Annotated in this window: 19 protein-coding genes and 2 tRNA genes (1 of these 21 cut by a window edge); 13 read left to right on the forward strand and 8 right to left on the reverse strand. The window is 30.6% G+C overall.

Annotated elements, in window-relative coordinates:
• Positions 1-28: transfer RNA gene (locus tag ABMA45_RS04865), tRNA-OTHER, on the reverse strand (it extends 74 nt beyond the left edge of the window).
• 156 nt (positions 29-184) lie between these two features.
• On the opposite strand from ABMA45_RS04865, the gene ABMA45_RS04870 reads away from it, so the two are divergent.
• Positions 185-1,432, forward strand: coding sequence for an AI-2E family transporter (locus ABMA45_RS04870; protein ID WP_022088765.1), 1,248 nt, complete (start codon positions 185-187; stop codon positions 1,430-1,432).
• Between the two features lie 127 nt (positions 1,433-1,559).
• Here the strand turns inward: ABMA45_RS04870 and trmB are convergent, their stop codons facing one another.
• Positions 1,560-2,198, reverse strand: coding sequence for a tRNA (guanosine(46)-N7)-methyltransferase TrmB (gene trmB, locus ABMA45_RS04875; protein ID WP_022088766.1), 639 nt, complete (start codon positions 2,196-2,198; stop codon positions 1,560-1,562).
• Between the two features lie 192 nt (positions 2,199-2,390).
• Between trmB and ABMA45_RS04880 the strand changes: the two genes are divergently transcribed.
• The 11 genes from ABMA45_RS04880 (at position 2,391) to ABMA45_RS04930 (ending at position 13,436) form a co-directional block, all read left to right on the forward strand.
• Positions 2,391-2,714, forward strand: coding sequence for a hypothetical protein (locus ABMA45_RS04880; protein WP_022088767.1), 324 nt, complete (start codon positions 2,391-2,393; stop codon positions 2,712-2,714).
• Positions 2,715-2,718: 4 nt separating this feature from the next.
• The gene (locus ABMA45_RS04885; RefSeq protein WP_022088768.1) at positions 2,719-3,771 is read left to right on the forward strand and encodes a V0D/AC39 family V-type ATPase subunit; all 1,053 of its coding nucleotides are present in this window, start codon (positions 2,719-2,721) and stop codon (positions 3,769-3,771) included.
• Positions 3,771-5,705: a V-type ATP synthase subunit I gene (locus tag ABMA45_RS04890; RefSeq protein WP_022088769.1), complete on the forward strand. Its 1,935-nt coding sequence runs from the start codon at positions 3,771-3,773 to the stop codon at positions 5,703-5,705. The genes ABMA45_RS04885 and ABMA45_RS04890 overlap by 1 nt, the downstream gene beginning before the upstream one ends.
• Positions 5,706-5,717: 12 nt before the next feature.
• Positions 5,718-6,143, forward strand: a complete 426-nt coding sequence (locus ABMA45_RS04895) for an ATP synthase subunit C (protein WP_022088770.1) — start codon at positions 5,718-5,720, stop codon at positions 6,141-6,143.
• A 42-nt stretch (positions 6,144-6,185) separates the two neighbouring features.
• Complete coding sequence (locus ABMA45_RS04900) at positions 6,186-6,494, forward strand: V-type ATP synthase subunit F (protein WP_022088771.1); 309 nt, start codon at positions 6,186-6,188, stop codon at positions 6,492-6,494.
• A gap of 16 nt (positions 6,495-6,510) precedes the next feature.
• Positions 6,511-7,083, forward strand: coding sequence for a V-type ATP synthase subunit E (locus tag ABMA45_RS04905; protein ID WP_022088772.1), 573 nt, complete (start codon positions 6,511-6,513; stop codon positions 7,081-7,083).
• Between the two features lie 11 nt (positions 7,084-7,094).
• A complete protein-coding gene (locus ABMA45_RS04910; RefSeq protein ID WP_022088773.1) occupies positions 7,095-8,861 on the forward strand; it encodes a V-type ATP synthase subunit A in 1,767 nt (588 codons plus the stop codon).
• A gap of 12 nt (positions 8,862-8,873) precedes the next feature.
• Positions 8,874-10,289 (forward strand): V-type ATP synthase subunit B, encoded by a 1,416-nt coding sequence (locus ABMA45_RS04915; RefSeq protein WP_022088774.1) that lies wholly within the window; start codon positions 8,874-8,876, stop codon positions 10,287-10,289.
• A 23-nt stretch (positions 10,290-10,312) separates the two neighbouring features.
• Positions 10,313-10,933, forward strand: coding sequence for a V-type ATP synthase subunit D (locus tag ABMA45_RS04920; protein WP_022088775.1), 621 nt, complete (start codon positions 10,313-10,315; stop codon positions 10,931-10,933).
• 287 nt (positions 10,934-11,220) lie between these two features.
• Entirely contained in the window at positions 11,221-12,669 is a 1,449-nt protein-coding gene (locus ABMA45_RS04925; RefSeq protein ID WP_022088776.1) for a D-alanyl-D-alanine carboxypeptidase family protein, read from the forward strand.
• Positions 12,670-12,698: 29 nt separating this feature from the next.
• Positions 12,699-13,436: a tyrosine-type recombinase/integrase gene (locus ABMA45_RS04930; RefSeq protein WP_022088777.1), complete on the forward strand. Its 738-nt coding sequence runs from the start codon at positions 12,699-12,701 to the stop codon at positions 13,434-13,436.
• A 45-nt stretch (positions 13,437-13,481) separates the two neighbouring features.
• Here the strand turns inward: ABMA45_RS04930 and ABMA45_RS04935 are convergent, their stop codons facing one another.
• The 3 genes from ABMA45_RS04935 to serS all read right to left on the reverse strand — a co-directional run bounded on the left by ABMA45_RS04935 (position 13,482) and on the right by serS (position 16,349).
• A complete protein-coding gene (locus tag ABMA45_RS04935) occupies positions 13,482-14,501 on the reverse strand; it encodes a 3'-5' exonuclease (RefSeq protein ID WP_243003075.1) in 1,020 nt (339 codons plus the stop codon).
• A gap of 442 nt (positions 14,502-14,943) precedes the next feature.
• Positions 14,944-15,017 (reverse strand) — tRNA-Arg (locus tag ABMA45_RS04940).
• 45 nt (positions 15,018-15,062) lie between these two features.
• Positions 15,063-16,349, reverse strand: coding sequence for a serine--tRNA ligase (serS, locus tag ABMA45_RS04945; RefSeq protein ID WP_022088779.1), 1,287 nt, complete (start codon positions 16,347-16,349; stop codon positions 15,063-15,065).
• A 336-nt stretch (positions 16,350-16,685) separates the two neighbouring features.
• On the opposite strand from serS, the gene ABMA45_RS04950 reads away from it, so the two are divergent.
• Positions 16,686-17,423, forward strand: a complete 738-nt coding sequence (locus tag ABMA45_RS04950) for a phosphotransferase (RefSeq protein ID WP_022088780.1) — start codon at positions 16,686-16,688, stop codon at positions 17,421-17,423.
• A 329-nt stretch (positions 17,424-17,752) separates the two neighbouring features.
• Here the strand turns inward: ABMA45_RS04950 and ABMA45_RS04955 are convergent, their stop codons facing one another.
• From ABMA45_RS04955 to ABMA45_RS04965, 3 genes are all read right to left on the reverse strand, one after another.
• The gene (locus tag ABMA45_RS04955) at positions 17,753-18,241 is read right to left on the reverse strand and encodes a DUF4446 family protein (protein ID WP_022088781.1); all 489 of its coding nucleotides are present in this window, start codon (positions 18,239-18,241) and stop codon (positions 17,753-17,755) included.
• A gap of 76 nt (positions 18,242-18,317) precedes the next feature.
• Complete coding sequence (locus ABMA45_RS04960) at positions 18,318-19,259, reverse strand: ParB/RepB/Spo0J family partition protein (RefSeq protein ID WP_022088782.1); 942 nt, start codon at positions 19,257-19,259, stop codon at positions 18,318-18,320.
• A 231-nt stretch (positions 19,260-19,490) separates the two neighbouring features.
• Positions 19,491-20,261 (reverse strand): ParA family protein, encoded by a 771-nt coding sequence (locus ABMA45_RS04965; protein WP_022088783.1) that lies wholly within the window; start codon positions 20,259-20,261, stop codon positions 19,491-19,493.
• Positions 20,262-20,750: the final 489 nt, after the last annotated feature.

The following is a 20,750-nucleotide window of genomic DNA, read 5'->3' on the forward strand; positions in this document are numbered from 1 at the left end:
GGTGCTCTTCCAACTGAGCTAATCGCGCTTAGTATTTTTGACAACGATGATATTATAATTCATGATTATACAAAAATCAACCCCTTTTTTTTATTTTTTTATTATTATCTTCTTGTATTGATTATTTGTTACTGTTATACTTCAATTAATTGTTATTTTCAGTTTAAATATATGGAGGTTTCCTATGAATCAAAATAAATTTCAACCCGACAAAAAATTATTTACCCTATGCATCTATGCTCTTATTACTACAGTTGTAGCAGTATTTTTTATAAGATGTATTTGGAACTGGTCAGAAACTAAAAGTCTTCTTTTGGGTCTTTTATCCAGCCTCTCTCCATTTTTACTTGGTTTCTTTATTGCATACATAATGGGTAACCTTTCATCAAAGTTGGAGAATCGTTTTTTTACAAACACAATTCATATATCTAATGTTAAGGTACGTAAAATGGTTGCTTTAATATCCTCATACGTTATTGTTTTTGGTATGTTGATTTTAGCACTATTCTTTATTATACCTTCATTTATACAAAGTATTTCTGATATTGCTGGAAATATTTCTACAATATATCAGAATTTTATTAATTATATAGAAGAAATAAGTTCGAAATATCCTAACTCAACTGTCGAATATGTTCAGGCTGCAATTCAGGATGCCATGCCTAGCTACTTAGAAACATTTAAATCATGGGCTGCCAATTTAGCTCCTTCAATTGCCAATGCTTCCATTTCAATTGTTAGATGGGTATTAAATTTTATTGTTGCAATTATTGTTTCTATTTATATGTTACTTGATAAGGATATTCTTTCAAGAAGCTTTAAACGTATTGTTTATTCAATTTTTAGAAAAGAACGTGCAATCTATGTATGGAGCACTTTTAAGCATGCAAATGACATTTTCAGTGGATTTATTATTGGTAAAACTATTGATTCATTAATCATTGGTATAATATGCCTTTTAGGTATGAAGTTGTTTAATATTGGTTCATCATATGCAGTTATTGTTAGTATATTTGTCGGTCTTACAAATATGATTCCATATTTTGGTCCATTTATTGGTGCTATACCTAGCATTTTAGTGATATCCTTATCAGTGTCACCTAAGCAGGGACTCGCTTTCTTAATTTTTGTTATAATTTTACAACAGTTTGACGGAAATATTCTTGGTCCAAAGATTTTAGGTGACAAAACTGGTCTTCGCCCTATTTGGATTATTTTTGCAATTACAGTCGGAGGATGGATTGGTGGAATTGTCGGAATGTTTTTAGGCGTTCCTTGTGTTGCTGTTATTTCAAGCATTCTTGACGATATTGTTGAGCACAACTTAGAAAAGCAAAATGTTAATCTTCCTAAAATAAAGCATGAATCTAATTCAAAGAGTTTTACTGATTATTTAAAAATTATTTCGGACTTTATGAAGGTAAAAAAATAAGCATTTAATAACTTTTTAAATATTAAATCTTTAGCAAACTAATTTAAAAAGCTAAGCATTTTATAATGTATTTATACATAATCTAATTTTATTAAATACATTATTGACGCTTAGCTTTTTATTTTTATTATCTGTTTGCAATTAATTTATTAATATTATTACCCATTTTTGAAAATCTTTCTTCATACTCGGTCATAATATTCCCTTCATTCATTTTTTCATTGTTGTGTAAATCTCTTGTATATTCCACTATATTCCATCCTGCTTCAGGAATCTGTTCCAATGAAAAATCAAACAAATCATTATTATCTGTCTTAAATTCAACTACTCCATCTTTTTTTAATATATTGTCATATCTTTTGAAAAATTCTTTTGATGTAAGTCTTCTTTTTGCATGTCTGTCTTTTGGCCATGGATCGGAAAAATTTAAGTAAATTTTATCAATTTCTTCCTTATTAAATGTGTCTTCGATTTTTTCAGCATCCATTCTTATAAATTTTAAATTTGTAATTTCTAATTCTTCCATTTTTTCTATTGCACGAATTAAAACACTTGAGAACTTTTCTATTCCAATGTAATTAATATCTGGATTCTGCTGCGCTAATGTTGTAATGAATTTACCTTTTCCCATTCCTATTTCAATTCTTATAGGATTATCATTTCCAAAAATTTCTTTCCATTTTCCTTTATTTAATTCTGGTTCATTAATTGTATATTCACTTTCTGCAATTGCTTCTCGTGAACCCGGTACATTTCTTAATCGCATTTTATCCTCCGAAAATTTAATTTTATAATTTACTTTTTCACTTAACTTATAATATTTTATAATAAAATGTTTATAAAATAAATAAACATTTTTCTTTTCTTAAGAATTTTTCTTTTTGTTGCATTTTATTTAAAAAGTGGTAGTCTATTTATGAGAATTTTATACATACTAATTAAACAAAGGAGGCTGCATATGGTAAATGATATTAATTCAATCATATCGGATTTAACTAAAATCGACAAAGCTTCTTCTCAGATTATGGAGAGCACCCGTAAGGAAAAAGAAGCTTACGCAAGCATGATTAAGCAAAAGACTAAAGAATTCGATGAACAACTTTCCAGCAGCATCGACAAGCAGGTAAACCAATTAAAAGAATCTTTACTTGTTGAAAATGAGCACGCTATTGATGACTTCAAGAAGGAAACAGAAGCCTCATTAAAAACTTTAGATTCTATGTACACTGCTAACAAAGATTTATGGATTGAGTCCATATTTAACCATATTGTAAAGGAGTGATTCTATGACAGGTGGAAATTTATTAGCTTACAGTGCTTTGACAACTAAAATCAAAGCCATGCATAGTAAATTACTAACAAACGAACAATACGAAGAACTTGCTCACTTTACTACTGTGGCAGATGCATTTGCATATCTGCAAAAGCTTCCTTATTATGAAGAACTTTTTGCAGATATTGACCCTTCTACAATTCACCGTGGACAGATTGAATGGTTACTTAATTTTTCAACATATTCTGATTTTTCTAAGATTTATTGTTTTGCTCAGAAAAGGCAGCGTAAATATCTCAATCTTTATTTTATGAGATATGAAATTCAGACGCTTAAAAGATATATGAGGGCAATGCTTGATCCTAGACAATCTACTTCTATTTCTGTAATCGAGAATGATTTTGAGAAGCATTCAAAGATTGACACTCAGAAGCTTTCCCAGACTACAACTATGGAAGAATTTATAAATTGTTTAAAGGGTACTATTTATTATGCACCACTTCTTAAGGTCAGCACTTTAGATAACGCTGCACTATTTGACTATGAAATGGGATTGGATTTATTCTATTTTGCTTCTATATGGAAAGCAAAAGATTCCTATTCTAAAAAAGAATGTGCATATATTACCGAATCATACGGTTCACGTATTGATCTTCTGAATATGTTATGGATTTACAGATGCAAATCTTACTATTCAGTTTCATCAGCTTCAATTTATACTTTTTTAATTCCTGTAAATTATAAATTAAAAAAATCAGAAATAAAAAATATAGTTGAAGCACCAACTATTGAGGATACTATTTCTTTAATATCAAAAACCAGATATGGAAAACACTTTGATTTCACAAGCAAAATGCCTTTTGAAGAGCAGTGTAATCATATTATGGATGAAATAATTTTTAAAGATTTTAAAGAATCTCCTTATTCATTAGCTGCAATAAACGGATATTTTCATATGAAAAACTCTGAATCAGCTAAAATCATTACTGCTCTTGAATGTATTCGTTATCAATACAGTCCGGAGAAGACATTACAATATATAAATGGAAAGGGGAGTGGTATCTAGTGATTGTACAAATGAGTTTTGTAACTCTTGCCGGACCTAAATCAGATATCGACAGAGTTATTGATACGTATTTATCAAAATACGAGATACAACTTGAAAATGCATTAGTAGAACTTAACTCATCAGGAAATTTACTTCCATACGTTGAAGCTAATCCATACAAAGATATTTTAGATAAGAGTCACGCTTTACTTGAATTAATGGATGAAAGCATTGCTAATTCTCCATTAACCGATATGAGTGTTGAAGAAGCTACTAATGTAATAAATAACATCGATGACCAAATCAAAGATTTAAAAGAAGAAATTAATACTCTCAATATAAGAAAAGATAAATTAAATGAAGATTATGATTGTATTTCTCCTTTTAAAAATTTAGAGTACGACTTAAAACAGGTTTTGGGAATGAATTACATCAAATACCGTTTTGGTCGTGTTCCTAGAGATATGTGGGACAGTTTCCAAACATTTATTAATCCTGATCTTGACGCTGTTTTTATTGATTGTCTTGTTGACAATGATTTTATATGGGGTGTTTATTTTGCTCCTGAAATATCAATAAAAAAAGTGGATGAATCATTTGAAGCTTTACATTTTGAACAGGTTAAAATTCCTGATAATTATTCAGGTACTCCTGCTCAGGCATGTATGAATATTGCAAAGTCAATTTCAGAAATTGATGAAAAAATAAGAACTGTAGAAAGTAGAATTTCAACTTTAGTTCAGGTAAATAAATCTCATGTTTTATCTGCCTGCAACAGAATAGAAATTGCATATGGAAATTTTGATGTAAGAAAACTTGCAGCATGTACACGTGATTCTAACATAGTTTTCCATATTCTTTGTGGATGGATGGCAACAAAGGATGCTCTTTCACTTCAGGCCGAGACAGAAAATGATCCTAATGTTGTTTGTATGATTGATAATAAAACTGATGAATCAAAGGTTCCACCTACAAAATTAAAAAATCCTAAATTTGCAAAACCATTTGAAATGTACGTTAAAATGTACGGTTTACCAAAATACGGCGAATTTGATCCTACTATTTTTGTAGCAATAACTTATTCACTTCTTTTTGGTGCAATGTTTGGTGATTTAGGACAGGGATTATGCATATTTGCCATAGGCTTAATTGTATACCTGATAAAGAAGATTCCTTTAGCCGCTATTTTATCAGCAGCAGGATTTACTTCCGCCATATTTGGATTATTATACGGAAGTGTATTTGGATTTGAGGGTGTAATTCCTCAAATATGGGTTAATCCAAGAACAAGTAAAATGAATTTGCCTATAGTTGGTTCATTTAACACAGTTTTTGTAGCTGCCATATTATTTGGTGTATTCTTAATACTCATAACAATGATTATTAATATGGTAAATGCTTTCAAAAATAAAAAATATGCAGATTTACTTATAGGACCTAACGGTCTTACAGGTCTTATATTTTATGCATCGTTAATGGCTGTAGTTATTTTATACATGTCAGGACATTCTCTTCCAGGAACTATCGTTCTTGTAATAATGTTCGTCATTCCATTAATTCTAATTGCATTAAAGGCACCTATAGTAAATCTTGTACAAAAGAACAAAAAGTTATTTCCTGAATCAGCAGCAATGTATTTTGTTGAAGGATTCTTTGAACTTTTTGAGATGTTGTTAAACTATTTTTCAAATACATTATCATTCCTTCGTGTCGGTGCATTTGCAATCAGCCACGGTGCCATGATGGAAGTAGTTTTAACATTAGCAGGAGCTACAGACGGAGGTTCACCAAATATCTTAGTTTTAATTCTTGGTAACATTTTCGTATGTGGTATGGAAGGCCTTGTTGTAGCAATTCAGGGATTGCGTCTTGAATACTATGAATTATTTGGCCGTTTTTATTCAGGTTCCGGTAAGGAATTTAAACCTTATTCAAAAAATATTAAACACTAGGAGGACAAAAATATGTTATTAAAAGTCACATTATTTATCGCATTAACTTTATCAATTATCGTACCTATGGTAGCTTACTTTGTTGGTGAAAAGAGCAGAGGCCGCTTTAAAAAATCATTAGCAATAAACGTTGTTGGATTTTTCGGTTTATTAGTTTTATCAACTGTTGTTATGTTTGCTCAGACAGCAAGTGCTGCTGAAACAACTACTGCCGGCTTATCATTAGGTTCAGGTCTTGGATACATCGCAGCTGCATTAGCAGTTGGTAGCTCAGGTATTGGTGGTGGTATCGCAGTAGCAAGTGCATCAAGTGCTGCTCTTGGAGCAATTAGTGAAGATGGAAGCGTATTTGGTAAAGCACTTATCTTTGCAGGTCTTGCAGAAGGTATTGCTCTTTACGGATTAATTATCGCATTCATGATTTTAGGTGCATTATAAATCATACAACTTTAACACTTACACAGATAGGAGGAACAAATTATGAGAATGTTTCTCATTAGTGATAACGTGGACACTCTTACAGGAATGCGTCTTGCAGGAATTGATGGAGTTGTTGTTCACGAAAAGCAGGAAATTAAGCAGGCTTTAGACGAAGTTCTTTCTCAAAAAGATATTGGAATTATCTTAATGACAGAAAAGCTTGGAAAAGAAATTCCTGAGATTGTTGATGATATTAAATTAAACCGTACGTTTCCTTTGTTGCTGGAAATTCCTGACCGCCACGGTTCAGGCCGTCGTCCGGATTTCATTACAGCATATATTAATGAAGCTATCGGAATAAAAATATAGAAAGTGTGGGCTTAGCATGACAATAGAAGAAAAAATGGAACATTTTAAAAATGTCTCCCTGGATAATGCATCCGCTAAAAGTAATGATATACTAACAGCTTACAAACAGTCTCTTGATGAACAGTTTGAAAAACATAAAGAAACAGCACTTTTAGAATCTAAGTCCGTTGAAAGCGCAAAACTAAATGCGGTGAGACTTGAAGTTAAAAGAGAACTTTCAAAAGTTCAGGCTGAAGTTCGTAGAACTGTTACATTACACCAAAACAAGCTGAAATCTCAAATTTTTTCAGCAGTTGTTGAAAAATTGAACGCTTATAAGAAAACAGAAGAATATAAAAAGGAACTTATATCACAAATCAACAAAATATCTTCAGATTTTAATGATACTACAGTAGAATTTTATATTGATTCAAGTGACGAATCTTTATTATCTGATTTACAAAGTCATACAGGTGCCGATATTAAAATAAGCACTGTTCCTTTTATTGGTGGTTGTAAAGCTATTATTTCAGATAAAAATATGTTAGTTGACAATTCTTTTAAAACAAAGCTTGCTGAGGAGCAGGAAAAGTTTACGATTTCAATTTAGGAGGCAGCCAGATGGTAAAAACAGGAAAGATATACGGTATTAACGGTCCTGTAGTTTATATAAAAGGAAAGACCGATTTTCAGATGGGTGAAATGGTTTACGTAAGCGAAGAAAAACTTGTTGGCGAAATCATTGGTCTTACATCTGAAATGACTACCGTTCAGGTATACGAAGAAACTAGTGGTCTTAAACCGGGCGAATTAGTTTATGGAACTGGAACTGCAATCTTTGTTACTCTTGCACCAGGAATCTTAAACAATATTTTTGATGGTATTGAAAGACCTTTAAGTAAAATCAGAGAAAAATCAGGCGCATTCATCAGCCGTGGTGTTAGTGTTGATTCTCTTGATACAACAAAAAAATGGGATGTTCACGTTACAATTAAACCGGGTGATTATGTATCCGGTGGTACAGTTATAGCAGAAGTTCAGGAAACAAAAGCCATTTTACATAAATCAATGGTACCCCCTTATATTTCTGGAACAGTTATTAGCGTTGTAGATGATGGTCCTTATACAATAAACGAAACTATAGCAGTAATAAAGAAAGACAATGGTGAAGAATTAGAATTGACTCTTACTCAGAAATGGCCAATTCGTACACCTCGTCCTATTAATAAACGTTATCCTGCCAGCCAGCCACTTGTAACAGGTCAGAGAATTCTTGATACTCTCTTCCCTATTGCCAAAGGTGGTACAGCCGCTATTCCAGGTGGTTTTGGTACAGGAAAAACAATGACTCAGCATCAGATTGCAAAATGGGCAAATGCCGACATTATTATTTACATCGGATGTGGTGAACGTGGAAACGAAATGACACAGGTTCTTGATGAATTCTCAGAATTAGTAGATCCTCGTTCAGGAAATCCATTGATGGACAGAACAACATTAATTGCAAATACATCTAACATGCCTGTTGCTGCCAGAGAAGCTAGTATTTACACTGGTTTAACTCTTGCTGAATACTACAGAGATATGGGTTACGATGTTGCTATAATGGCCGATTCTACATCTAGATGGGCTGAAGCCTTAAGAGAACTTTCAGGCCGTTTGGAAGAAATGCCTGCAGAAGAAGGTTTCCCTGCATATCTTGCAAGCCGACTTTCAGCATTCTATGAAAGAGCGGGTTATATGGAAAACCTTAACGGAACAGAAGGTTCTGTTTCAATTATTGGAGCTGTTTCTCCTCAGGGTGGTGACTTCTCAGAACCTGTAACACAGAATACAAAACGTTTCGTTAGATGTTTCTGGGGACTTGATAAATCATTAGCTTATGCAAGGCACTTCCCTGCTATTCACTGGCTTACAAGTTATAGTGAATATGTAAATGATCTTGCAGACTGGTACAACACAAATGTAGGTCCTGATTTTGTAAACTGCAGAAACAGAATTTTAGCTATTTTAAATAAAGAAAGCGAATTGATGGAAATTGTAAAACTTATTGGTAGTGACGTACTTCCGGATGACCAAAAGCTTATTCTTGAAATAGCCAGAGTTATACGTTTAGGATTTTTACAGCAGAACGCATTCCATGCTGAAGATACATGTGTACCTCTTGAGAAGCAGTTAAAAATGATGCAACTTATCCTTTATTTGAATGATAAGGCTTTTGAGATTATTAATCTTGGAATTCCTGTATCAGTATTAAAGGAAAACAATATGTTTGAAAAAATTATTTCTATCAAATATGATGTTGCAAATAATGAACTTGAAAAATTTGATGATTATAAACATGAAATTGATGATTACTATGCATCAATCATGGCTAGACATGCATAAGGAGGTACCAAAATGGCAATAGAATATTTAGGTTTAAGCGAAATTAATGGTCCTCTTATTGCACTTGAAGGTGTAAAAGATGCGGCTTACGATGAAATAGTAGAATTTTCAATGAATGACGGTGCCGAGAAACGTCTCGGTCGTATTATTGAAATTTACAAAGATAAAGCAGTTATACAGGTATTTGAAGGTTCAGAAGGAATGTCCCTTTCAAATACACATACAAAATTAACAGGACACCCTATGGAAATAGCCTTATCACCTGATATTTTAGGAAGAACTTTCAACGGAATTGGCCAGCCTATTGATGGTCTTGGTCCAATCGTTGCTGAAGAAAAGAGAGATGTAAACGGAAAACCACTTAATCCGGTTTCCCGTGAATATCCAAGAAACTATATTAGAACAGGTATTTCAGCTATTGACGGTTTAACAACATTGATTAGAGGACAGAAACTTCCTATATTCTCCGGAAATGGTTTACCTCATGATCAGTTAGCTGCACAGATTGTTAATCAGTCATCTCTTGGTGATGATGTTGATGAAGAATTTGCAGTTGTCTTTGCTGCAATGGGTGTAAAACACGATGTTGCTGAATTTTTCCAGAAAACATTTGAAGAAAGCGGAGCTTCTGAACACGTTGTAATGTTCTTAAATTTGGCAAATGACCCTGTTGTAGAACGTTTGATAACCCCAAAGGTTGCTTTAACTGTTGCAGAATATCTTGCATACGAAAAAAATATGCATATCTTAGTTGTTTTAACTGATATGACATCATTTGCAGAAGCTATGCGTGAAGTTTCATCTTCAAAGGGTGAGATTCCTTCAAGAAAAGGTTATCCCGGATACTTATACAGTGAACTCGCAACTATATATGAAAGGGCAGGTATTGTTGAAGGAGCAAAAGGTAGCGTAACTCAAATTCCTATTCTTACAATGCCTAACGATGACATAACACATCCTATACCTGACTTAACAGGTTACATTACAGAAGGTCAGATAGTTTTAGACCGTTCATTAAACGGACAGTCACTCTACCCTCCAATTAATGTATTACCTTCCCTTTCACGTTTGATGAAGGATGGTATCGGTAAAGGATTTACAAGAGAAGATCATCAGGATGTTGCTAACCAGTTATTCTCATCTTACGCAAAAGTTGGTGATGCCAGAGCTCTAGCATCAGTAATTGGTGAAGATGAATTATCACCTACAGATAAAAAATATCTTGAATTTGGTAAAGCTTTCGAGCAGCAATTTGTTGGTCAGGGACCAAATGTAAATAGAACTATTGAAGAAACACTAGATTTAGGTTGGAAGTTATTACATCTTCTTCCTAAGAAAGAACTTGATAGAATTGATACAAAGATTCTTGAGAAATATTACGATAGTGTATCTTTAAATGATGACGAAGAAGATTCTGATTCACTTTAATTTTTCAAACAAGGAGGTTTTTTATGGATTTAAATGCAGTACCAACCAAAGGTAACTTAATAGCCGCAAAAAATTCTCTTGCTCTTGCGAAACAGGGCTTTGAACTAATGGACAAAAAACGTAATATTCTTGTTCGTGAAATTATGGATTTAAATGCTAAAGCTAAAGACATTCAGGACGATATCGATAAAACATTTACTGAAGCTTACACAGCTTTGGAAAGAGCAAATATCGAACTTGGAATCCAAAATGTTGAAATATTTGCATTTAATGTTCCTCTTGAACATGATGTAAAAATAAAAAGTCGAAGTATCATGGGAACTGAAATTCCTCTTGTTACTAATAACGAATCTGTTCATAATCCTGTTTACTCTTTTTATGGAACTACAGAGTCTCTAGACAAGGCAAAAACTTGTTTTGAAAAAGTAAAGGATTTAACAATCAGACTTTCGATGATTGAAAATTCAGCTTACCGACTTGCTTATAATATTAAGAAAACGCAAAAAAGAGCAAATGCTCTAAAGAATATAACAATTCCAACATATGAAGGACTTGTTAAAACAATTTCTAATGCGCTTGAAGAAAAAGAGCGAGAAGAATTTACAAGGCTTAAAGTAATAAAAGCTAGAGCTGACGCAAAATAAAAATTAATATTCATACATTAACACGTGAAAATAGGATATTTTCTATTTCCACGTGTTAATTATTTATAAGTTAGTTTTCACATTTAATTAATACTTTTTTCACATTTATAAATTAGAATTTACAATATAGGACATTTTATATTTATTAAGTTTTAATGAATTTTTTGTCTTTTATATTCATTTATTTTGCTGTATACTATATTATGATATTTAGGTTAATTAAACTAATTTTCCATTTATTAAACTATTATAGATTATAACCAACATCAAAATATAGGAGATTAAGAATGAAACGTATATTATCTATGGTCATGATGATTGTTATTACGGTAACATCATTTGGCTTTTGTTCATATAATAGTAACTCTGTTGTAAGTGCAGACACTGTTTCCTGGCCTAGTGGACCGGGATTAGTTGCCGAAACTGCCGTAATGATTGATGCCTCTACCGGTTCAGTACTTTTTGATAAAAAATGCCATCAGAAAATGTATCCAGCCAGTATCACTAAAATCATGACAGCATTACTTACCATTGAAAATTGTAATCTTGATGATACTGTTACATTTTCACAGAGCGCTATTGACACTCTTGAACCTGAAGCAGCCAATATTGGAGCTGTCGTTGGTGAAGAAATGAGTGTTAAAGATTGTTTATATGCATTAATGTTGCAATCCGCTAATGAAGTAGCCTCTGCTTTAGCAGAACATGTTAGTGGAAGTATTGAAGAATTTGCTAAATTAATGAATAAACGTGCTAAACAGGCTGGCGCAAATGATGCTCATTTTGCTAATGCATGTGGACTTTTTAATAAAAAACATTATGTAACCGCTTACGATATGGCAAAGATTATGCAGGCAGCATTACAATATCCGGTATTTAGAGAAATTATTAATTCCTCAAGTTATACACTACCTACAGATAACAAGCGAAAAGAACCTCTTACTATAAGTCAACGTCATCAGATGGTTCAGCCATGGAATTCCTTCCATTATGACGGAATCATTGGTGGTAAGACCGGTTTTGTAAATGAATCCGGAACAACTTTAGTAACAAGTGCTCAAAGAGACGGCATGACTCTTATTACTGTTGTTCTTAATTCGCCTGGTACAAATTCCTATGTGGATACAACAGCTTTATTAGACTTTGGATTTAAGAATTTTAAATTGACAAATGTATCTGAAAATGATACTAGATTTGAAAACAAATCAACATTTACTAACAATTTTGATTCTATATTTAAAACTAAGCTTCACAGATTATCATTATCTAAAGATGCTGTAGTTGTACTTCCAAAAGATGCTAATTTTGCTGATACAACTTCTACTATTACTTTAAACGAGGATAGTTCTGACGACAACAATACCGTTGCTACGATTTCTTACTCATATGGAAATCATACAATTGGAACTGCTCCTGTTTTGTATAGTGAAGTGTCAAATAAAATAAGTGTTAATGCCACTGTTACTCCTGAAGAATCGACTACAGTTGACACAGAAACTTCTGTAGATTCTGAAAATTCAAATAATTCTTCAAAAGTTTCTGACAAAGACACAACTAAAAAGACAACTAAAAAAGAAACTGTATCAAAGTCTCACTTTAAATTTAGTTCAGCTATATTTAAAATTATAATTATTGCAGTAATTTTAGTTATTTTAGCAGTAATTATTATCTTCTTTAAGAAGAAAATGGACCATTTAAATGCAGTAAGAGCTTCAAAAAGAAGACGTAACCGTTAAAAATCAATGAATTGAAAGGATGGGTTTATATGAATTGGGTTGCACCTATTAAGGATTCTGAAACATTATCAAAATTTAAAGAGGCATTGAAAAACACAGACTATAAATATTACATTATGTTTGAAATTGGAGTTGGAACAGGTTTACAACTTCAGGACATTTTAAATTTCAAAAACAAAGATGTTACTGACAAAGATGAAATCACAGTTGAAATTGGAACAAAGAACATCAAAAATACTTTCAAAATTCCAGAAGATTTGAAGGCAATTATTAAAGATTATACTAAGGGAAAAAATCCTGAAGCATTCTTAATTAGAGGACATGCTTCATCTGATAAACCGGTTTCAAGAGAACAGGCTTATCGAGTTTTAAGATCTGTTGGTCACAAGATTGGCTTAACTTCAATCGGAGCACAGACAATGAGAAAAACTTTTGCTTGGAATTATTATCATGAAACAGGTGATATTTACTACTTACAGAACTTATTTAACCATGCATCACCTTCAATTACATATAGATATATTGGTGAAAAGCCAAATATCGAGATTGTATTGAAGAAAATGACACCACAGGAAAATGAACGTAGCAGATATTTCTTATATCTTAACGGAAGTGGTAAGAACAGATTGAATAATATTATTGATGCTCTTACAAATATTAGAGATAATTTTGATTCTCCTACAAATAACGATGCCTTCTACGGTAAAGTTGATTGCTTATTAAATGAACTTGATTCATTGATGGAGAATTACAACAATACAAAATAATAATAAAAAGGACATGTTAACGTTCCCGTCTACATGTCCTTTTTATTATTTGTCATCCAATTCTGATTTTATCTCATCTTCATCCCATATTTCTTCGATGACAATCTCACTATCTAACGATTTTTGTCTTCTCTCTCGTCTTTTTTCCCTAATGCTTTCCTGTTTTTCTCTAATACTTTCTGCTCCCTCTTCATCAGTACTCCTCATGATTTTAACAACAAAGAAACTATCTTCTTCCCGAGGTTTAACTTTTATTTTTCCTCGAACATATCCATGTTCCTGACACTCACCCAAACAATAATACATTTTTCCACTGTCTGAGAACCAATCTATAAGAACTTTTAATGGTTTATCACACACATTACATTTCATACTGCTTACATCCCTGTCAAAAAACATCTCATCTTTACTTAAAAATTCCCTTGAAATATATTTTGTATAAGTAGGAAATCTAACAAATACTTCTTCTTCCTTAATTCTAGGAGAATAAAAAGTATCAATTGAAAGCATTTCTTTTACTTTATCAAAATCCATTGCTTTCATTACTTTAGCAGTATACTCTGCATCACATATAGCTCTATGGAATTGTTCATCTTCTTTGATATTCAATTCTTCAACTGCATATGACAAAGTTCTCTTTATATGACCATCTTCATAACACAAACTATACATTTTTTGCAAATCAACATAAAATAATGGAAATTCTAATATTCTTTCCATCCCATAATGTTTCATGTTCTTCTGCAATTCTGTCAAATCCATTGATCCCCATGTACAAAAGATATAGTCATCTCCGCACCAATTTAGAAAATTTCTTATCACTTTTCTAAAATCTTCACCCGAATTTAACTCTTCCATTGTCAAATGAGTAATTTCCTGGATTTTATAATGCAATCTTTTATAAACTCTAGGTTTTACAACCTGCTGAAATTCATCTACAACTTCTAAATCATCGTTTACTTTAACTGCACCTATTTCTATTATTTCAAATGGTATGTCAGGATGATTATTGTTTTTACCATAAGGATTCTGATTCCATTCCAAATCCATTACAATATAATCCATAATCTCGGTTTTATAACCTTTCCTTTAAATATCGTACTTTACAATTGTATTATAGCAATTGTAACATTTGAGTAATAGGGTATTACACGTACTTTACAATTATCTTATTATTTTAATTACTTGTCAATATGTATTACATTTATATTTTATTTATCTATTTGATTTAATTGTTTATTTTATTCTTAAAAAGTAATAATCTCCATTTTATAGTTTATTTGTTTCTTAATTTTATCCCATGTTTGGCAAAGAGACTTTCTTAAATATTTATTTAAAAATTTAATATTTATTTAAAAATTTATTTTCTTAAAATTTTGTGTTGCCATCATTCCTGACAAATAATCAAATTCTGTTTTATTTAAATATTTATTCCCATAAACAATATATTATCCTAAAATAAAAAACCGAAAACTTTGACTACAAAGTTTTCGGTATAACATCCAGGCGTCGCTAAGAGGAGTCGAACCTCCGGCCTACCGCTTAGGAGGCGGTCGCTCTATCCAACTGAGCTATAGCGACATTTATAAAATTTTTCTGAATTTATCTTGTTTTTAAATATTTTAACTATTTCTTAGGAACAATTTTTTCCATTCCACCCATATATGGTCTTAAAACTTCAGGAATATTTACGCTTCCATCTGCATTAAGGTTATTTTCCAAAAATGCAATAAGCATACGAGGTGGTGCAACTACTGTATTGTTAAGAGTATGAGCAAAATAGTTTCCTTCTTTTCCTCTAATTCTTATAGAAAGTCTTCTTGCCTGAGCATCTCCTAAGTTAGAGCAACTACCAACTTCAAAATATTTCTTCTGTCTTGGTGACCAAGCTTCAACGTCAACTGATTTAACCTTAAGGTCTGCTAAATCTCCTGAACAACACTCTAAAGTACGAACCGGAATATCCATGCTTCTGAATAAATCTACTGTGTTCTTCCAAAGTTTGTCGTACCACATCATGCTATCTTCCGGCTTACAAATAACGATCATTTCCTGTTTTTCAAACTGATGAATTCTGTAAACACCTCTCTCTTCGATACCGTGAGCGCCTTTTTCTTTACGGAAACATGGTGAATAACTTGTAAGTGTGTAAGGAAGATCTTCTTCATTTGTATGTGTTCCAATAAATTTACCAATCATTGAATGTTCACTTGTACCGATTAAGTAAAGATCCTCTCCCTCAATCTTGTACATCATCTGATCCATTTCATCAAAACTCATAACACCTGTTACAACATTACTTCTAATCATAAAAGGAGGTACGCAATAAGTAAATCCTCTATCAATCATAAAGTCTCTTGCATATGAAATAACTGCTGAATGAAGTCTTGCAATGTCTCCCATAAGATAATAGAATCCATTTCCTGCAACCTTTCTTGCAGCGTCTAAATCAATACCATTAAATTTTTCCATGATATCTGTATGATATGGAACTTCAAAATCAGGAACTACTGGTTCACCAAATCTTTCAATCTCAACATTTTCACTATCATCTTTTCCGATAGGTACTGATTTATCAATAATATTTGGAATAACCATCATTCTCTTCTTGATTTCTTCTTCTGTTGTTTTCTCTTCGTCTGTAAGTTCATCAATTCTTGCATTACCTGCAGCAACTTTAGCTTTAATTTCTTCAGCTTCATCTTTCTTTCCGTCTTTCATTAATCCACCAATTAATTTTGAAAGACTATTCTTTTCAGCACGAAGTGCTTCAACTTCCTGCTTTATTTTACGATTCTTTTCGTCTAATTCAATAACTTCGTCTACTAATGGAAGTTTATGATCCTGAAATTTATTTTTAATATTCTGTTTTACAACTTCCGGGTTGTCTCTGACAAATTTAATATCTAACATTTCTTTTCTCCCTTTGCATAAAAATTTTTACTTTTACACGCCATTTCGATTATAACCCCAACACCCTATTTTTGCAAGTTTTCTGTACAATTCGTCGATTTTTCTTTTACTTTTTTATACCTATTTGTTATGCTTATATTATAGTTATTTTAGACAATATATTATGTTACTTCTAGTAAATTTTTATGCATTATGGTATAATAACCTTCAAATAAATAATTTAATTTTTTATTAAATATGAAATCGAATGAACTTTATTTATTTTCTATAAATGTTTCTGACGATTAATCACTATCCAGACATTTTAGTAATACATTTTATATGAGGAGATTTATTATGGAATTACAATTGATGAATGAAAGACGTCATAATAAAATATACAACGACGAAAGTTATACATACAAAATTTTTAATATTGATTACGACAAGAAAGATGTTTTTCAAGAAGCATTTATTACTTCTAAGGTTGAAGAACTTGATGCACACGCTCCTTTAATTGACTCTGTTTATAAAAAAGACGGACAGTGGTGTATCAAATTTGATTTAATTAAAGGTGAATCTCTTTTTTCACTTATTAATAATAATCCTGAAAATATTAAAGAATATATTAATAAATTAGTTACTATACAGACTTCTATTCATACTAATTTTTGTACTGCTATTCCAAGACAAAAAGCAAAATTACAATATGGAATTAAGAATTCAGGTTTAGATGAATCAACTCAATTTGATTTACTAGAAATGCTTGATTCATCACCAAAGCATAAAAAATTGTGCCATGGAAATCTTACTCCACACAATATTATTATCTCAGGTGATGATTATTGCGTTTTAGATTGGAATCATGCATCTCAGGGAAACGCCAGTGCTGATATTGCGCGTACTTATATTTGGTTTAAAATAAATATGCCTGAATATGCTGAATTATATTTAGATTCATTTTGTAATATGACAGGAACAACTAAACGTTATGTAAACCAATGGCTTCCAATTGTTGCAACTGCAAGAATTTATAAAGATAATCCTGAAGAATTTGATATTTTAAAATCAATGATAAAAGTAAATGAATATTAATATAAGTACGAGTATTAATTTAATTATTAATAGTTTTTATTAATATAAGCATTGTATTTATTAATAATTATTTACTTTTCGTGTTATTTATTAATTACTCTTAGATTTTTATCCATAATTATTAATAAACATATTACCAATATTCTTATATTAACCACAATTGATGTTGAATTTTTTATTAAATTCAATTTCATAAATAGGGTCATGCCCTAAAAAAAATGAGATTAGTCTATATTTTAACTAATCTCATTTTTATTATTTTTTATTATTTTTGATTATTATATTTATCTAACTTACTCTCTAATATTAAACTATGATGTTAACCTTTATTATGAATTCATTGCTTTTTCTAATGCTTCTTTTTCTTCTTCTCCTAATGTAGCGTAAGCTTCACCTTTAATTATTTCTTTGATATATGTGTAACTTCCTTCTCTTCCATGCATTGTATTTAAAATAAATCCGGTATTTTCACTATCTAGCATACATAATGCAAAGCTTAAGTTTCCGCCCATTTCTTTAAATGCATTATATTTTACAATTCCTAACTTCTGGAACACTGAATTTATTCTATGAACAGATTCTTCTACTTTAATCATTGTCTTTTGATGTTCTACATTTATTTTTTCAATCTGTTTAAAACTCTCTCTTATTGCTCCATCAAGATTTTCTGCATTTTTTCCTTTCATAAACTTATCATATTTTTTCATTAACTTATTTAATTTCATACTTTGCTTAATGTATAAAATAAGAAAAATCAAAAACATTACTACAACTGTAATAATATATGTATATGCACTGCTAAATATTTCCTGTATCATTTTCTTTCTCCTTTATTTTTCATTTTTACATTATAAGACTGTTTTATTAATTTGTATATATTAATATTTTGCAAATTTACTCATGAATTCCACTGAATAATTCTATCAGTCTTTCTAATTCTTCACTTGAATAGTATTCTATTTCAATTTTTCCTTTACCATTCTTTTTTGGATTAATTGAAACTTTAGTTCCCATTACTTCTTTTAATCTATCCTGAATCTGATCATAAACAGCCTTATCAACAGGTGGAATTTCCATTCTTATTTGCTTTGGTTTAAGTATATTTTTTACCAATTTTTCTGTTTCTCTTACACTTAATCCCTTTTCAATTACAGTTTTTGCTGTATCTATTTGCAATTCTTCATGTTCAATTGCAAGTAATGCTCTTGCATGTCCCATAGACAACTCCTGATTAATAATCATCTCTTGGACATCTTCTGCTAATTTTAATAAGCGCATTGAATTTGCAATTGCAGCTCTACTTTTTGACATCTTTTTAGCAAGTTCATCCTGTTTTAAGTTATATTCGTTAACAAGACTCTTATATGCAATTGCTTCTTCTATTGGATTTAAATCTTTACGCTGTATATTTTCTATTAAAGCAATTTCCATCACTTCCTGAGGTGTATATTCTTTTATTACAACCGGTAATTCCTTTAAACCAGCTATTTTAGCTGCTCTCCATCTTCTTTCACCAGCTATAATTTCATAATAATCTTCTTTTTTCTGAACAATTATTGGTTGAATAAGTCCATGAATCTTTATAGATTCAGCTAATTCCTCTAATGCATCTTTATCAAAATTTTTTCTTGGCTGTTCTCTATTTGGTTCAATATCATTAATATTAACTAACGTATCCTGAGGTACCTTTACCTCTTTTACAACTTCCTTTACAACCTCTTTTACCACAACTTCTTTTTCTTTATCTTCATTTTTCTTTGGTTTGATGGCTGCACCATAATTGGGTATCATTGATTCTAATCCATTTCCCAATCCGCCTTTTTTTGGTCTTGGCATAATATTCTCCTTTATACTTCTTATTTATATTTAGTTTACATAACTTTTTTAGTTTATTTTATATATGAAAATTTAATAATTATTTTTTTAAATGCATATTTTTAACTTGTTTTTTCTAAAATTCCTGCATATCCATATATAAATATGTATTTTTTTTTATTATTTATACTATTTTACAAGTCATACGTCATTTATTTAAGCAATTATAAATTTTTAATTTTTATTTACTACTTATCTATTTTTATTATTTTTAATTACTTCTTTTGCTAAATTCATATAGGCTACAGATCCTGCTGATTTGGCATCATACATATGTATAGGAAGCCCATAACTAGGTGCTTCTGCCAATCTTACATTTCTCGGAATAATTGTTTTATATATATTTAAATGCATATTTTCTTTTACATTATCTACAACCTGGTTAGATAAATTTGTTCTAGCATCATACATCGTAAATACTATACCTTCAATTTCTAATACCGGGTTAATTCTTTCCTGAATTAAATTTATAGTATAGATTAACTGTGAAAGTCCTTCTAAAGCATAATATTCACATTGGATTGGAACTATAACCGAATCAGCTGCAACTAAAGCATTAACTGTTAATACATTTAATGATGGAGGACAATCTATAATTATATAATCATATAAGTCTTTTACTCCTTCTAATGCTTTTTTTAGTATAAATTCTCTTTCATCCACTCCTATTAAGTCTATTTCTGCTCCTGATAGGTTTACATTTGATGGCAAAACATTTAAATTATCTACAATACTACTTGTCAAGCACTCTGATAACCTACATTCTCCAATAAACATATCGTAAACTGTCTTTTCTAGTTCCTGTTTTATAATACCGACCCCACTTGTAGCATTTCCCTGTGGATCAATATCAACTAAAAGTACTTTTTTACCTCTTTCTGCTATACATGCAGACAAATTTATAGCTGTAGTTGTCTTACCAACTCCACCTTTTTGGTTTGCAATTGCAATTATTTTTCCCATTTCAATACCTTTCTATATTTCAAGTAATTTAATTCATCTTTTTAACAAATATTATTGTAACACAGTTCCTTTTTCAAATCTATATTAATGTTTCACGTGAAACATTAATTTTTTATTAAATTTTTTGAATTTCTGAACTATTTATAAATACATAATATTGTTTTAGATATTTCATTTCTATTTTATTTAATTATTTTATTGCTAATAATAAAAATTAGCAGATATATACTACAAATAATATAACTATTTTTTATTATTACTATTACATAAGTAATATATATTCTATATTACTTATAAAATGATTAATTTTACAAATATAATTATTAAATTTACAAGATTTAATGTATTCTATTTATTTATATAGTTTATTTTAAATATGTAATTTATTCTATTTATGCAATTAATTTTATTTACTGAAGTTAATGTACTCTATCTATTTTTATTTTTATAATTTAATGTACTTTATCTATTTATATTAAATTATATATA

The organism is Eubacterium sp. CAG:156, from assembly GCF_000434315.1.
GTDB classification, from domain to species: domain Bacteria; phylum Bacillota; class Clostridia; order Lachnospirales; family Lachnospiraceae; genus Eubacterium_U; species Eubacterium_U album.